Raw genomic sequence first — 15,252 nt, forward strand, 5'->3', positions numbered from 1 at the left:
GGTAAGTTGCACTGCGCTATTCGTCGCCGGGTACGCCGTAGGACTCGGCGTTGGCTGGGTCCAGTGCGCGGGTAATATAGGCGGCCATCTGTGGTTGATAATTTTGCCAAAGCGCCCGCAATTGATGGATGGGTTCATCATGCCAATCCACCCGCAGGTCCACCACCGGCCACTCGGGCTCGGCACACAGCAACAGGCCGGCGGAGTGCACCGGGCCCAATTCACCACCAGCGGCCAACCCCGCCTCCAGGGCTTGCAACAGGCGCTCGGCCAGGTGGCCGGTACTGTTCTCAAAATGGTTAACCATCGCAGCGGGTACACCGGTGTTGGCCAACAGGTTGCCCAGGGCGATACAGTTTTTACCCTCGGCGGTGGCGTGCAAACCAAGCGCCTGGGCACCACTGAAGGTGGCCCCCTCCCCCCGGTTATTGAGCACGCCCAACTGCCGCCACTGCACGTCACTATCCGCGACGGCCAGCGAAGCCATCACCCGGCTCAACGATTGACCTTCAGCCAGCAGTGAGAGTGCTAAGGGGCCGAGATTGGGGTTGGTAATATTTTGCGTTAAGGCGACCCCGGTTGCGCTTTTCACAAAGGCGCAACGGCTGGCCACACAGATACTGGATGAGCTGATGGCACAACCCAACATACCGGTATCGGCACAGAAACCGGCGATAGAAAATGTCATTGCCGCCCCCCTTACGCCTGATCGTCCGGAATAACTGCAATCACATCAATCTCCATCAGCCATTCAGGCTGAGCCAGGCCCTGCACCACTAGACCTGTGGAGATTGGAAAGACCCCTTTTAACCACTTGCCGGTTTCGCGATAGACCGCTTCCCGGTAGCGTGGGTCGGTGATGTAGGTGGTGGTTTTCACCACATGGGTAATATCCGAACCGGCCTCTTCCAACAGCTGCTTAACATTTTTCATCGCCTGTTCGGCCTGCGCCCCGGGGTCACCCAGCCCCACCAGGTTGCCATCGAAATCGGTACCCACCTGGCCGCGAACATAAACCGTATTACCGGCTCTTACCGCCTGGCATAAATCGTTATCGAGCGATTGATTCGGGTAGGTCTCTTTGGTGTTAAACATACGAATTCGAGTATGTGTTGGCATGAGTGCTTTCCTGAAATGGAGTGCAAAAAATAGAGTAGCGCCATCACCATTAATGACGCTTCAACCTGGTACCAAAAAACTACGGCTCAACAGACTCCTGATAAGCCATATACGTACGCTGCGTGGCAATATGTCCGGCAATGTGTTTGGCATCGTGCCAGACGCCCCAAATAAAAGTAGAACCCCGACGCGATAACCAGGGTAAGCCCACAAAGTAAACACCCGGCTCGCTGGAAACCCCACGCTGATGGGCCGGCTTGCCGTTAGCGTCGAAGGCGTTGACCTGTAGCCAGCTAAAATCCTGGCTAAAACCTGTGGCCCAGATGATGGTGGTGATACCCGCTGCCGCCAGATCTAGCTCCAGAATTGGGTTAAGCATGCACTCCGGGTCTGCCAGCCGATTACGCGCGTCTGGCTCCTCCGGTAGATCAAGACCATTGCGGGCGATGTAGGCGTCGGCGGCATCCAGATAAGAGAAGTAGTTGTCATCACCGCGATTCACATTTTCGACCAAGTCAGGCTGAAACGTAACCACACCCTCTTTAAAGGATTGGGTACGGCCAACCAGAGTAATGCCCTGCTGACCCAACGCGCGGAAATCCACCGTGTGGCCCCCCTGAGCGCCGGTCACCGCGATAGTGACGTGCTCGGCACCGGGCTTAACCGCTTCTGCATCCCACTCGCCCAACACACCCAACCACCAGACAAAATCCCGTTTGCGATAGGCGCGCGGCGGCCGATCATGGGGGCCGACAGAGAGATAAACCTGCCGGCCTGAGCGCTGCAGCTCATCGGCAATCTGTACCCCTGATGAGCCGGCTCCCACCACTAACACCGCCCCGTCAGGCAGCTGCTCTGGGTTGCGATAGTTGGCCGAGTGGATTTGCAGCAGCGACTCATCGGCTGGAATAATTGCGGGAATTATCGGCTTTTGGAAAGGCCCGGTAGCAGCCACCACACGGTTGGCTTCAATCACCCCTTCGGAGGTTTCAATAGTAAAACCCGGGCGGTCGCTATTGCGTACTACCGACTTCACTTCAACACCGGTGCGAATAGGAGCGTTGATCATTTTGGCGTATTCGACAAAGTAATCGGCAACCTTCTCCTTGGGCACAAACTCATCCGCCGAAAACTCTTTAAATGTTAAACCGGGGAAGCGATCATGCCACGCAGGGCCATTGGCAACCAGGGAATCCCAGCGCTCTGAACGCCAGCGTTCGGCAATGCGGCTTTTCTCCAGTACCAGATGGGGTACGTCGAGGCTGCCCAGATGCTCACTCACGGCAATACCGGCCTGCCCGGCACCAACCACAAGCGTATCTATTTTTTCTACCGTCATAGTGTTGACCTTACCTAATTGTTCAAATCACTTTCAGCCGGCGTTCTCTATTTTTTACAACGCAGGTCGTGTACCGGTGCGCTGTTAGGATCGCCCATTACCAAAGGTTATGAAGAACCAAGCCATAAATAAAATATAATTTACCAGTAATCTAAATAATGTTTTTCTATGCAGGTAACCCAATTGTCACTAAGCCAAAGAACCGAAAAAAGTTAAAGAAAAAACGGCAAAGAAAACTAAAGAGCAGAACCGACGAGAACTAACACTGAATGAACGTCGCGCGTCCCTGCGCGATTAAGTCGAGTTAAAAAGCCATCAACAGCGGTTAACAGGCTCTGCTTTAACTCGTTATGATTCCATGGCTTTACAAGCGATTACTGCAACAGTTGAGTCCAGACCTTATCGACCAGCTTCTGTGCCGCCGGCGAGCAGGCCTTGCTAAATATAATTGGCACCGAACCAAAAAGTTCTGGTGAGCTCTCTGGCTTATGAACTGCTTGAGCGTCATCAATGCCAACGGCAGGTGTATGACCGTAGTAATTGAATTCAGCGGTGGCGTGCTCTTTCTCGCTCATCCAGTTAATAAAAGTTTTAGCGCTGTCGATATTGCTCGCACCTTTAGGAACAACCATAGAGTCCAGCCAGCCCACCAAACCCTCTTTCGGCTGGGCATACTCAATAGGCGCGTTATCCTCTTTACGGGCTTTCATAGAGTCACCATCCCACCAGCTGTGCATATAGACTTCACCACTGGCAATACGGGAGTTGATGTTATCGGAACTATACACAGCCACGCTCTCTTTCTGTTTTTTCAGAAGATCAAATACCCGCTTCATCTCTGAGCTGTCTTCGGTGCAATTCTCTACACCCAGATAGATCTGCGCTGCCGGAATAATTTCGTCTGGTGTATTGAACACCGCTATCTTTCCTTTCAGCTCCGCCGCCGGTTCAAAGAATTCCTGCCACGAAGTCGCAGGCCCTTTGTAATTATCCCGGTTAACGGTAAAACCAGCCGTACCGTAAACAAAAGGTACTGAGTATTCACCAGTAGGGTCCCACCACTGTTGCTGCCATTTAGCATCAACATTGCTGTAGGCAGGCAGCTCTCTAGCACCGATGTTCTCAAGCAGTTGCTCTTGAATCATAATTTTTACAAAGTGTTGACTGGGCGTTACCAGGTCATAATCACTGCTGCCCGATTTCAACTTCGCCAACAGATCTTCGTTTGAAGTAAAGCCATCGATGGTAACGTCAATGCCGGTCTCACTTTCAAACTGGGCAATCAGGTCTGGGTCAAATGACTCAGCCCAAGCGTAAATATTGAGTTTGCCAGCGGCAGACGATGTCATCGTGAATAGGCTCGAACAAACGCAGGCTAACACGAGTTTCTTCATGTGTTTCATGGAGCTGTTTTCCTTACTTAGTGAGTTACAAAGAGGCATCCCGATTTCGCTCCGCAATCAGCCAGCAAGGCGTCACCAGCAGTAGCGAAATTGCAATAATCAGGGTTGAAATGGCATTGAGCTCTGGCGACACTCCCTGCTTGACCAGCGAGAAGATATATACGGGCAAGGTTGTAGCGCCGCCGCCGGAGACGATATTACTGGTAATAAAATCGTCCATAGAGATAACAAAACTCAACATAGCCCCGGCAAATATCCCAGGCATAATGAGCGGCAGAGTAATTCGTTTAAAGGCAACCCAAGGCGGTGCATAGAGGTCCTGGGCGGCCTGCTCAAAATTGGTGTGCATCCCCTGTAGGCGGGCACGAATAGGCAGAAAAGCAAACGGAATACAGAAACAGGTGTGCGCTAAAATCAGCTTCAACAAACCGTTTTGCACACCCAACTGGGAAAACAGAATCAGAATCGCAACTGCAAAAACAATCTCCGGCAGCATCAATGGCAGGTTGATGACTGTTTCAGAGAGTTTCGCCCCCTTAACATCCTTACCACGGGAGAGCACCAGCGCGGCAGAGATGGCAATCAGTGTTGCCAGTACCGTTGCCACGGTCGCCACCGTCAGCGAGACTCTCACCGCGCTCATCAGGCCATCATTCTGCAGGGCACTGAAATACCACTTTAAAGAAAAGCCCTGCCATACCGAAACAATTTTATTACTGTTAAACGAGTAGGCGATCATCACCAGAATGGGCAGGTAAAGAAAGATAAAAAAGAGTACGCCAATCAAACCAAAACCTGGGTAGTGTTTAGCGTCGTGCCGTTTAGCCCCACCACTGAGAAAATTCAACACGTTACACCTCCCCGGCTTGAACACGTTTTGCACGCAGCGCCTGCAACATCAGGAATATCAATACTATCGCCAGCAGCACCAGCGCCAGGCTGGCACCAAACGACCAGTTTCGGGAGATGGTGAACTGGTTCTGAATTAAATTCCCCATCATCATGGTCTTACCACCACCCAACAGCATGGGCTCCAGCACAGTCCCTAAACAGGGCACAAAAACAAGAATGGCTCCGGCAACAATGCCGGGTTTAGATAGCGGGAGAATGATCCGATAGAGCGTTTTCAGTCGATTCGAATAGAGGTCATTGGCGGCCTCTATTAAATTAATATCGAGCTTTTCGATACTGGCGTAGATCGGCAGAATCATTAACGGAATGTAGCTGTAAACCATACCCACCAGCATGGCGCCGTTGTTGTAGAGCAGTGAATCCATATCGTCGACCAGGCCGAACAGCCGCAGCCCGCTTTCGAGCACACCATCGTTACTTAGAATCAATACCCAAGCGTAAACACGTACCACCATACTGACCCAAAAAGGCAAGGTAACCAGATAAAGCAGAACGGTTTTCCTAGAGGCAGACTGACGGGAGATGTAATAGGCAACCGGAAAGGCAATACAAACGCAGATCAGCGCGGTGATGGCAGAGAGCAGTAAGGTGCGACCAATAATCTTCAGATACTGAAGATTGAGCACCAGATTATCATCCCAATCGACGTTGTAGAGAATCTGCTGAAATGACTCCAAAGAGAAGACTTGCTTAAAGCCGCCATAGGGGTCCGAAGTCATGAACGCAACGTCCACAACAATTAGCAACGGAATAATCATCAACACCAGCATGACTAAATAGGCCGGTGCCAAGCCGAGCAAATTTTTGTTCATCAGCCCAGCACTCTTGCAGATTTTGCAGCGAAGCTAAGTCGAACGGTTTCATTAAGCGGGAAGCTGATATCGTCACTTATCTTGTTCCGCTTCGAGACCCTCAGCTCGGTATCATTCTCTAGCCGAACGGTGTAATGGGTATAGCCGCCCATGTAGCGGCGATGGGTTACCACTCCCGCCAAATTGACATCCAAGGCTTCCGAGTTAATGGAGATCTTTTCCGGGCGAATCGACATGGTCGCCGTCTCCCCTTCTGCAAATCTGTTCGGTGGCAGGCGCACGTCAATGCCCAGAGAGGTCTCAACCAGCAGGGCCTCGTCACTGCTCGATTTAACCGTTACCGGCAGAAAATTTGTCTCGCCGATAAAGTCGGCCACAAAGCGATTGGTGGGGTGCTCGTAGATTTCAACCGGGTCGCTCAGCTGCTGTATTTCACCATGGGCCAAAACACAGATGCGATCCGACATGGCCAGCGCTTCTTCCTGGTCGTGGGTAACAAAAATAAAGGTGATGCCGGTTTCCCGCTGTAATGCCTGTAGCTCATCGCGCATGGTCTGTCGGAGTTTATGGTCGAGCGCCGAGAGCGGCTCGTCCAACAGCAACACTTCCGGCTTGGGCGCCAGCGCCCTGGCTAACGCCACCCGTTGTTGCTGCCCACCGGAGAGTTGAACCGGTTTGCGTTTGGCAAACTGCTCCATATGCACCAGCTTAAGCATCTCATTAACGCGCTCGGCACGCTCTTCTGCCCCCCAGCCCAGCATCTCCAAACCAAAACTGATGTTCTCAGCCAGGTTCATATGGGGGAAAAGTGCATAATTCTGGAAAACGGTATTAACTCGGCGTTTGTGTGCCGGCAGCCCCTGAATATTTTCCCCTTGCAGTGAAATGGTGCCACTGGTGGGCAGCTCAAAGCCGGCGATCATGCGCAGCAGGGTTGTTTTACCACAGCCACTGGGGCCAAGTATGGTGAAGAATTCGTTATCAAAAATTTCGAAAGAGATATCGTTAATGGCCTGATAATCACCATAATTTTTCGAAACATTTTTAATTTCAATGACTGCTTTCATATCGACTGATCTGTGTGGTGTACAGCTCGAAACAGAGCTCGTGTTAGCAACGCTTAAAAATGTATACCACAGATCAGAAGCGGCCATCGCCACTAATAAGCCACTATATTTTTATGCTCTAAATCAAATTTATTTATGCAGTGCTCAACGCCGCGTATTCTCTTGCCGAGGCAGGCGGTGAGCCGGTTCACAAGGATTGGTCGTTCGAAAATTTAACGAAACAGCAGTGACATTTTTCCAAACAAAATTTAGTAGCGATTGCCTGCTTACACCGGTGCTCTAGTCCCTAATGGTGAGGGCGACTCAAGCCTCCCGCCAGCCCCAAAACCCCCTCTCAGATCTCTGCCCAACCCCCTCCCATAGCCCATACAGGCCTCCATTTGCCACGCCACCGCCCCAAATTAGGCACCAAACCTGTGCACTTTTAGAATATATGCCTAATAAATTGCTACAAAATCACCCATAAATGACCATTAGAGAATCCTAATAACTCATCAACTGCCTGTAAAATCACCAATTTATCCAAGTGGCCAGCTTTTTGCATTTGTTTTTCGGAGCCTATTTATACACTGAATAAATTTTACTGATTCATCCTAGGGGCTCACCAGATAAGCACACTCAAGCAAACCGAGGGCAGGAAGTGTCTGCACGATTCACGTTAAAACAGTTGCGATATTTTGTAGTTGCCGGAGAGAACAGCAGTGTCACCAAAGCCGCTGAGCTGCTGCATGTCTCGCAACCCTCAATCTCCTCGGCAATTCAGCAGCTCGAAGAGAGCACCGGTTTGCAACTGTTTGTTCGGCACCATGCCCAGGGGCTCTCCCTTACCCCACAAGGCTGGCAATTTTTTTACAAAGCCAAGTCACTACTGAATGAAGCGGATGGCCTCTCACAATTTGCCCATACCTTAGGCACAGAGATCTCCGGCTCATTAAGTTTGGTTGGTTTTCCTACATTTACCTCGCTGATCATGCCAACGGTGTTGAAAGAGTATGTCGGGAAATACCCAGCCGTTAACGTCGAGTGTGACGAGAAGCACCAACAGGAAATTATTAAAGGGTTGATTAACGGTAAGTATGAGTTTGCCATTACCTACGATATGCAACTGCCAGAGAGTATCGATTTTATTCCGTTAATCACGCTGCCGCCCTATGCGGTGGTCAGCACCGATCACCCCTTGGCCGGCCGCAGTTCGCTTTCAATACATGAACTCGCGGGCCATGCCATGGTGATGCTCGACTGGCCGATGAGCCGGGAATATTTTCTGTCGCTGTTTATCAGCCAGGGAATCGATCCCAACATCAGTTACAACGCCCAATCCTTGGGTATGGTGAGGGGCATGGTGGCCAACGGGATTGGTTATTCACTATTCAATACGCCAGTGCATAGCAACGTTGCCTTAGACGGTACCAAATTCCTCTCCATTCCTCTGGAAGAAGATTTAATGCCACTGACCATGGGCGTGGCAAAATTGGCCCAATCCAATCTGACACCAGCCGGCTCGGCATTTGTTGACGAACTGGAACACTTTGCCAAGCAGATTCTCTCGCCCGCCAATCATGAAAAACTGAAAAAGGTTGTTTAAAAAGGCCGCCACTGTTTTCGAGTGAATGCCCATCTGCCTAAAATGCTCTTCACGGTTTACCAAACAGATTCCATTATCGCTACCAGACAAAACTCAGCCCTAGGGCCTGTTAACACTAATTTAGCACCACTGCTGGAGGTCAGTTTTTTGTCCAGCTAGGCGCCAAACGTGCCATGTAGTGGGCCTACACAAGCGGCTGGCAACAACGCTGGGCAAAAAACTGACCCCAGCCCGAAGGGTTGAGCCTGAAATGAGCTCGCTCGTTGTTGCTCACCGCTGATTTGGGCCCACCAAACTACGCGGCTCGCGCCTAGATCGAACTCATTTCAAGCTCAACAGAGGTGCTAAATTAGTGTTAACAGGCCCTACGCACTCATAAACCGGATATACCTGTATCGAAAGCTATTTGCGATAGCGGCTATTTATTCAAGCTGAGCACTACCCACTGCCCATCTCGCCATATCCTAATTAAGGTTATTCATTAATGACAAAAAAACGCGCACGCGATTACGGCCTGCCTTTCCATGGTACGCCAGGACCAAACAACGCCATCACCGATGTACCGGGTGTCGAGGTAGGCTATACCACGCTGATAAAAGATGACCTCCACTCCCCAGCCAGGACCGGGGTAACCGCGATATTACCGCGAGGCAAAACAACAGAGCCGCAACCGGTTTGGGCGGGGACCTATGCCTTAAACGGCAATGGCGAGATGACCGGCACACATTGGATTGAGGATGGAGGTTACTTTACCGGGCCTATTATGCTGACTAATAGCCATAGCGTCGGCATCGTGCACCACGCGGCTATTAAGTGGATGATTAGCCAATACCGGCCCTATTGGCAGGAGCACCATCTGTGGGCCATGCCGGTGGTTGCCGAAACCTACGACGGGGTTATCAACGATATTAATGCGCAGCATGTAACCGAACAGCATGCACTCTCGGCGCTGGATAATAGTGCATCCGGAGCCATCGCTGAGGGTAATGTTGGCGGTGGCACGGGCATGATTGCCTATGGCTACAAAGGTGGCACAGGTACGGCATCTAGAATAATCAATATCGAAAACAGCAGCTACACAGTGGCCGCCCTGGTACAGGCCAACCATGGTATTCGACCCTGGCTCACCGTTTGTGGAGCACCGGTCGGCAGATTCCTGGAAGCGGAACAACTAAAAAGCAAAGAACAAGGTTCCGTTATTGTGGTATTGGCGACTGACGCCCCAATGCAACCCCATCAGCTTAAGCGAATGGCCAAGCGGGCTGCACTTGGTATCGGCCGCAACGGCACACCGGGAGGGAATAACTCAGGCGATATCTTCCTGGCCTTCAGTACCGGCAACACACAACCCTTACCCCAGTTTGCCGGCAGCATAGGCACAATGGAGTATCTTAACGATGAACTGTTTGATGAGTTCTACCTGGCGGCGGTCGATGCCGTTGAAGAGTCGGTCATCAACGCCATGGTGGCCGCAGAGGATGCCCCGGTCTTTAAACCCTCCGGTACCAACATCTGTAAAGCCATAGACCCGAACCAACTCGCTAATTTGGTCTCGCGCTTTTACGAAGGATTAATAGCCAATAAATAGCCAATAGCGATGAAATAGATATTCAGTGCTCGTGTAGCCTGCTGGAGAGCGGCGCTCATATGAGAATTAAGAGATGGCATGGCTGGCTAACTATTATCGATCAACAACAAGATTTAACCCGCTTGCTTCTGGTGAGCTGCCCGTGCGTTGCAGTCGAACCAGGCAGCCAGTGGTGGAACTGTTGTTTTCCACTAACTGCCAAAAGATTGGATTTAGATGGGCTTAACTGTATATAGCTTGCGCGCCTATGCTACCAGCTGTATTCAGCAGCAAAATAGAAGCTGCGCGGCTGCCCGGGGAAATATCGGTCCCCAGAGAAGGTGGTGTAGTCGGCACGCTTGGCGTATTCAGTATCAAACAGATTCAGTACTTTCGCCGACAGTGTCAAACTCGGCAGAACCTGCCAGCGAGCGCGTAGATTAGCAACATCGTGCCCTTCGTATTGGTGCAGATTTTCCGGGTCGGTGTAGTAGCTGCCCATATGTTCCCACTCCAACTCCGTACGGGCGCGCGCAGTAATATTCCAACCCAATTTGGCAACGCCAAAATGTCGCGGTGCGGTGTCGACGTCGTTACCATCGATATCGATACCACTTAAAATTTCGGAGTAGTCGTAGCGGTGGCGGGCGCTGGTGGCCGCCAGAGACATATCCCAGTGCTCATTAACGCGATAGGCAAGCGCCAACTCAATACCTTGATGGGAAGTTTCACCATCGTTCACATAAAAGTAGTCGCTGTCGCGGAAGATCAAGTTGTCCTTATGCATGGCATAGGCAACCAGTTCGTAACGCAGGCTGGCGACCGAGCCACGCACACCCAACTCCAGGCTATCGAGTTGTTCGGAATCGAGTTCCGCTACCGTTTGTGCGCGCTGCAATCGATACAGCTCTGAGGTTTGCGGTGCTCTAAAGCCGCGCGCCAGGGTGGCAAACAGTTGGTGATTATCCCCTAAATGGTAGAGCGCCCCAAGGCTTGGCGACCAGTTATTAAAGGTATCTGCGCGGTCGGCCGGGCGCGTATAGCGGCAGCCCCCAAAACCACACTCGCTGCCATCTTCCCGGGTGCGGCCATCAACCATCTGGTTGTCGTAATCGTAGCGCATATTCTCGTAACGCAGCCCTGCGGTGAATTTCCAACTTTCATTGGGCAACCACTGCCACTGCACAAAGGGCGCCGCTTGTGTGGCGTCAACGTCGTAGTCGTACTGGTAACCGGCGGGAATCGTCGCCTGCAAAAAGGCAGAGCCCACTGTGGCTGACGCTTGGTACTGCTCCAACCAGCCTTGGGTATATTCCAAATCCAGGCCGGCAATTACCTGGCTGTGATCACCATAAAAATAGAAAGCACTCTGCAGGCCAATGCTCGACTGGCCGTTCTCCTCTAGCGGTTGACCCGGCAAAAAGTGCTGTAAAAAAGCCATTTCGCTATAACGCACATAAGGGGTAACCACCCAGCCTGGCTGTTGTTCAGCCGCCTCAAAGCGGCTCCACAGGCGCAACGCTTTGGCGTCGCGGTAGGCTTCCGGGTTGGGGTTGGTTTTGATCAGGTCGTCATCTGTGTAGGCATCGGTACCTTCAATGTAGCCGGCCGTCTCCTGATTTAAATTGACGGCTGTAATGCCGGTGGTGACCTTGAAGCTCTCGAAATTGGAGCGCAAACCCAAGCTCAGCTTTTGCTGATCGACACCGGCGGCTTCGCGAAAGGAGTTCTCGTGGCTACCGGTAAAAGCGACCGCTTTGGTGGTATCGCCCCAGGCAAATTGCAGCCGCCCGAAATCATCCGGCCCCCCTTCCATACGCAAGGTTACCGCACGCTCAAAAGCGGCCGGGCCAATCACGTTGACCACACCATGCAGCGCATTGGAGCCAAACAGAGCGTTGGCCGGACCGCGAATTACCTCAATACTTTGTGCCTGCTCACTGTGCGCTTCGAATAACTCGTTGATATTACAAAAGCCGGCCGGGCGCAGCGGTATGCCATCTTCCGCCATCAGCACACTTCCGCAGGCACCGGCACCACTGAGTGCCGGTGAGCGTATGGCCGGCAGGTACTCCTGGCCATTGTTGCGGCTGAAATCGACACCGGGCAGTTGGTTTAGCACCTGCTGGATGTGATCGTGGGCATTGAGTTTCAGCTGCTCGCTATTAATCAATGCGCGGTTGCCTACCCCCTCTGCTATTGGCTCCGCCATGCGCGTAGCCGTAACAAACACCTCTTCTAACGCAACCTCTTCTGCCTGGGCTACAGCCACCGGTAGAGCAGCAACCGCTGCGATCAACAGAGCACACTTATTTTTCATAACACCACCAACCACAAATCTTTTGCTTTGAAATGCATACAACCACACGGATATAACTTTCACCGCGACAGCACCCGTGATTTCGCCGTGGCTATTGTATCCGTTAAGCGCCAGAAGGCCAGGAGCAGAATCAAACAGCTCCGACATGTGGTACAAGTTAAAAACAATTCAATTAACCAGATACTATCCCCTCCGCCAAGGCCTATACCTGGGTCACCTACGGAGCATAAAGAACGAAAATAATAGCTGTCTCCGTCTGGGGCAAGTTAACCTGCCGTTCAAGACTACACACAAGCAGCAGCAAAGGGTGTTTTCAGCAGCAGGCATCAAACAGCTATCTTGCCGCGGCTCTGGCTGGTAATCGGATGTGGATTATTACGCGGGTATAAGTATCTTGCAGCCTGGCGGCTATTGAGGGAGTTCACATCGGGTCGGGGGTTTTGCCTGGCAGTAGCCAAAAAGCGGCTCAGCCAGGCCAGGTGAAACTCAGTTACACCCTGGCTACCTCAGGCGGGCGCTTGTTCCAATTCGCCGGATAAAGAGCCGGCGATCGACTCCAAGTGCTCTTCGCGCTGCCCCATGGTCAGTTCAATCGCCAGGATGCGCTTTAGATAGGCACCAACACTCAGCTCGTCTGTCATGGCGATGCCGCCGTGCAATTGCACAGCGGATTGGCCAATGGCAACGCCAGAGGCGCCGATTTCCGCCTTCAGCATATTCACCGGGATATAATCCCCGGCGGCATAGGCATCCAGCGCAAACCAAAACAGCGATTGCAATTTTTGCGTGGCGATTTGCATGTCAGCCAAACGATGTTGCACCGCCTGGAAGGCCGCAATGGGTTGGCCAAATTGAAAGCGGGTTTTACAGAATTCGGCTGTGATCTCCATTAACCGCTCGGCCATGCCTACCACTTCTGCACCCAGCGCCAGGTGTATGTAAGCCAATACACTCTGCAGCTTATGCAACGGCGCACTGTTAAAGAGTTGGGCTGATTTATTGATAACAACATTCTGGAGAGTAATGTTGGCAGCAGAGGCCCCGTCTACCGTTTGATAGGCTGTTAATGTCACGCCGGGCGCATCGGCATCCAGCAGGTAGGCGTTGGCTTGCTGTAGCTGATCAACGGCAATGACGATCAGCTGTTGCGCGGCCGGAGCAGAAAGCACACAAACCTTCTCACCATTAATGGTGATCTCATCGCCCTCGGCAGTGGCAGAGGTGGCCATCTCCTCGGGCTTAAAACCGGCTGCCGCCTCCTGCCAGGCAACCGCGATTGTGCTGCCCCCCGCCATAAACTGTGGGATCAGACCGTTGGTTATAGACGAGTTGTCGGCGGCATTAAGCAAGGCACCCGGCATTAATATGGTCGCCAGTACCGGCTCTAATACCCGGCCATAGCCCAGCTCCTCCATGGCGGCTAAGGCGTAACCCGGATCATCGCCCAGGCCATCAAAGTCGCTGCCAAAGGGTAACGCGAACAGCCCAAAGTCCAGCAACTGCTGCCAGATTGCCGGCGCCGATTCCTGTTTGGATTTAATCTGCTCCCGGAAAAACTCATAGCTGTATTGCTGTTTGAACAGCTTGCGCAGGCTATCTCTGAACAGATCCTGTTCGCTATTGTAGTTGTAGTGCATTCACGTACCTTATTTCAGCGTTGCTATTGCGCCAGGATGGCTTTTGCCAGCAAGGAGCGCTGGATCTCATTAGTACCGGCATAGATCGAAGCCGCGCGACTATTCAGGTAGTAGGGCATCGCGGTGAGAAAATCGCCGCTGCCTATCTCCGCCACTGGCGAGCCAACGTGTAGCGCTTCGGTTTGCAATGGCAGAGCATCAAAACCGGCAACCCGAACCTGCACTTCGGAAAAGAGCTGCATAACTTCGGTGCCCAAAATTTTCAGCATTGACGCCGTCGGCCCTGGGTTATCGCCGTGGCTCAATTTACTGTTAACCGCCTTTTCAGTGTGCTCCAGTGCCCGCAGCTGAATGTAGAGATCACTCATCTGCCGGCGTACACCGGGTTTATCCATCGCTCGCCGGCCACGGTTATCCGCTTTATTGCAAACCTGCAATAGTCGTTCAAAGGCGGGCACCAGCGCAGCACCATAGGCACTGCCACCACGTTCAAACTCGAGCAGATATTTAGCAACACTCCAGCCATCGTCTATCTGGCCAATAACATTGGCCACCGGCACTCGAACATCGGTAAAGAAGACCTCACACTGTTCATACTCACCATCCAGCCCCAACATCGGCCGAACTTCCAGGCCTGGTGAGTCCATATCCAACAGAATAAAAGTGATGCCGCGTTGAAGCTTACCTGTGGAGTCGGTGCGCACCAAGGCAAACATTTTGTTGGCGTGGTGGGCGTAGGTGGTCCAGGTTTTGGAGCCATTGAGCACAAACTCATCACCCTCGCGCTCTGCCTTGCATTTGAGGCTGGCCAAATCGGAACCGGCACCCGGTTCAGAGTAGCCCTGACACCAGAAGTCTTCGCCCGTCAAAATGCGGGGTAAATACTGAGCTTTCTGTTCTGCTGTGCCATAACCGATAATGGCCGGCCCAATCATTTGCACATTTTGCGGCAACAGGGTTGGCATACGTGCCCGGGCGCACTCCTCCGAAAAAATATAGCGCTGAAAAATATTCCAACCCGGCCCACCATACTCCTTCGGCCAGGAGGGTGCCGCCCATCCCTTGTCGGCCAATATTTTTTGCCAGGCCATAACCTCTTTAAACGGCGCAAAAGCGCTGGTACTTTTACGCCCAGCCTCTAATATTTCTGGTCGGGCGTTATCCGCTAAAAATTGTTTTACTTCCTGGCGAAACGCCTCCAGGTCGATATCATTCACCATTAAAACTCTCCGCCCTTCAGGCTATTACTTGGCTACAGAACAACAGAAATTAGAGCAACAAAAATACAGTAGGGCCCGCTACCGTAATCAGCTCAGCGTTAGGCCCACCCAGACTCACATGAGCGCCGTTGGTTGTCCCGATTAGATAAGCTCCGCCTCAGAATATTGTTAATTTTTATCAGACACCAAATGTTCGATTGACTCGCTGGAAATCAGAATTTTCCAGCCAATTCAACGGTAAAAGAAGGTTGGGAGGATTATTGAATAGCCG

General features: G+C 52.0%; 12 protein-coding genes. 2 read left to right on the plus strand and 10 right to left on the minus strand.

Going from position 1 to position 15,252, the window contains the following annotated elements; all coding sequences use genetic code 11:
- Window positions 1-16 precede the first annotated feature (16 nt).
- The 7 genes from SBL51_RS04575 to SBL51_RS04605 all read right to left on the minus strand — a co-directional run bounded on the left by SBL51_RS04575 (window position 17) and on the right by SBL51_RS04605 (window position 6,652).
- A complete protein-coding gene (locus SBL51_RS04575) occupies window positions 17-688 on the minus strand; it encodes a DUF1028 domain-containing protein (RefSeq protein ID WP_317929514.1) in 672 nt (223 codons plus the stop codon).
- A gap of 11 nt (window positions 689-699) precedes the next feature.
- On the minus strand, window positions 700-1,119 hold the full coding sequence (locus SBL51_RS04580) for a RidA family protein (protein ID WP_317929515.1): 420 nt from the start codon (window positions 1,117-1,119) through the stop codon (window positions 700-702).
- Between the two features lie 79 nt (window positions 1,120-1,198).
- Complete coding sequence (locus SBL51_RS04585) at window positions 1,199-2,458, minus strand: NAD(P)/FAD-dependent oxidoreductase (RefSeq protein WP_317929516.1); 1,260 nt, start codon at window positions 2,456-2,458, stop codon at window positions 1,199-1,201.
- Between the two features lie 374 nt (window positions 2,459-2,832).
- Window positions 2,833-3,918: an extracellular solute-binding protein gene (locus SBL51_RS04590; protein ID WP_317929517.1), complete on the minus strand. Its 1,086-nt coding sequence runs from the start codon at window positions 3,916-3,918 to the stop codon at window positions 2,833-2,835.
- Window positions 3,887-4,711, minus strand: coding sequence for an ABC transporter permease (locus SBL51_RS04595; RefSeq protein WP_317929518.1), 825 nt, complete (start codon window positions 4,709-4,711; stop codon window positions 3,887-3,889). Before SBL51_RS04595 ends, SBL51_RS04590 begins: the two co-directional genes overlap by 32 nt.
- Before the next feature lies 1 nt (window position 4,712).
- Window positions 4,713-5,585 (minus strand): ABC transporter permease, encoded by an 873-nt coding sequence (locus SBL51_RS04600; protein ID WP_317929519.1) that lies wholly within the window; start codon window positions 5,583-5,585, stop codon window positions 4,713-4,715.
- Window positions 5,585-6,652 (minus strand): ABC transporter ATP-binding protein, encoded by a 1,068-nt coding sequence (locus tag SBL51_RS04605; protein ID WP_317929520.1) that lies wholly within the window; start codon window positions 6,650-6,652, stop codon window positions 5,585-5,587. The genes SBL51_RS04600 and SBL51_RS04605 overlap by 1 nt, the downstream gene beginning before the upstream one ends.
- A gap of 640 nt (window positions 6,653-7,292) precedes the next feature.
- On the opposite strand from SBL51_RS04605, the gene SBL51_RS04610 reads away from it, so the two are divergent.
- Both SBL51_RS04610 and SBL51_RS04615 read left to right on the plus strand, forming a co-directional pair.
- Window positions 7,293-8,237 (plus strand): LysR family transcriptional regulator, encoded by a 945-nt coding sequence (locus SBL51_RS04610; protein WP_317929521.1) that lies wholly within the window; start codon window positions 7,293-7,295, stop codon window positions 8,235-8,237.
- 484 nt (window positions 8,238-8,721) lie between these two features.
- Window positions 8,722-9,825: a P1 family peptidase gene (locus SBL51_RS04615; RefSeq protein ID WP_317929522.1), complete on the plus strand. Its 1,104-nt coding sequence runs from the start codon at window positions 8,722-8,724 to the stop codon at window positions 9,823-9,825.
- 250 nt (window positions 9,826-10,075) lie between these two features.
- Here SBL51_RS04615 and SBL51_RS04620 read toward each other — a convergent pair whose 3' ends face one another.
- The 3 genes from SBL51_RS04620 to SBL51_RS04630 all read right to left on the minus strand — a co-directional run bounded on the left by SBL51_RS04620 (window position 10,076) and on the right by SBL51_RS04630 (window position 14,981).
- Window positions 10,076-12,124, minus strand: coding sequence for a TonB-dependent receptor (locus SBL51_RS04620; RefSeq protein WP_317929523.1), 2,049 nt, complete (start codon window positions 12,122-12,124; stop codon window positions 10,076-10,078).
- Between the two features lie 506 nt (window positions 12,125-12,630).
- Window positions 12,631-13,761: an acyl-CoA dehydrogenase family protein gene (locus tag SBL51_RS04625; protein WP_317929524.1), complete on the minus strand. Its 1,131-nt coding sequence runs from the start codon at window positions 13,759-13,761 to the stop codon at window positions 12,631-12,633.
- A gap of 23 nt (window positions 13,762-13,784) precedes the next feature.
- Window positions 13,785-14,981, minus strand: coding sequence for an acyl-CoA dehydrogenase family protein (locus tag SBL51_RS04630; RefSeq protein ID WP_317929526.1), 1,197 nt, complete (start codon window positions 14,979-14,981; stop codon window positions 13,785-13,787).
- Window positions 14,982-15,252 lie beyond the last annotated feature (271 nt).

Source organism: Halioxenophilus sp. WMMB6, assembly GCF_033283405.1.
Lineage (GTDB): Bacteria > Pseudomonadota > Gammaproteobacteria > Pseudomonadales > Cellvibrionaceae > Halioxenophilus.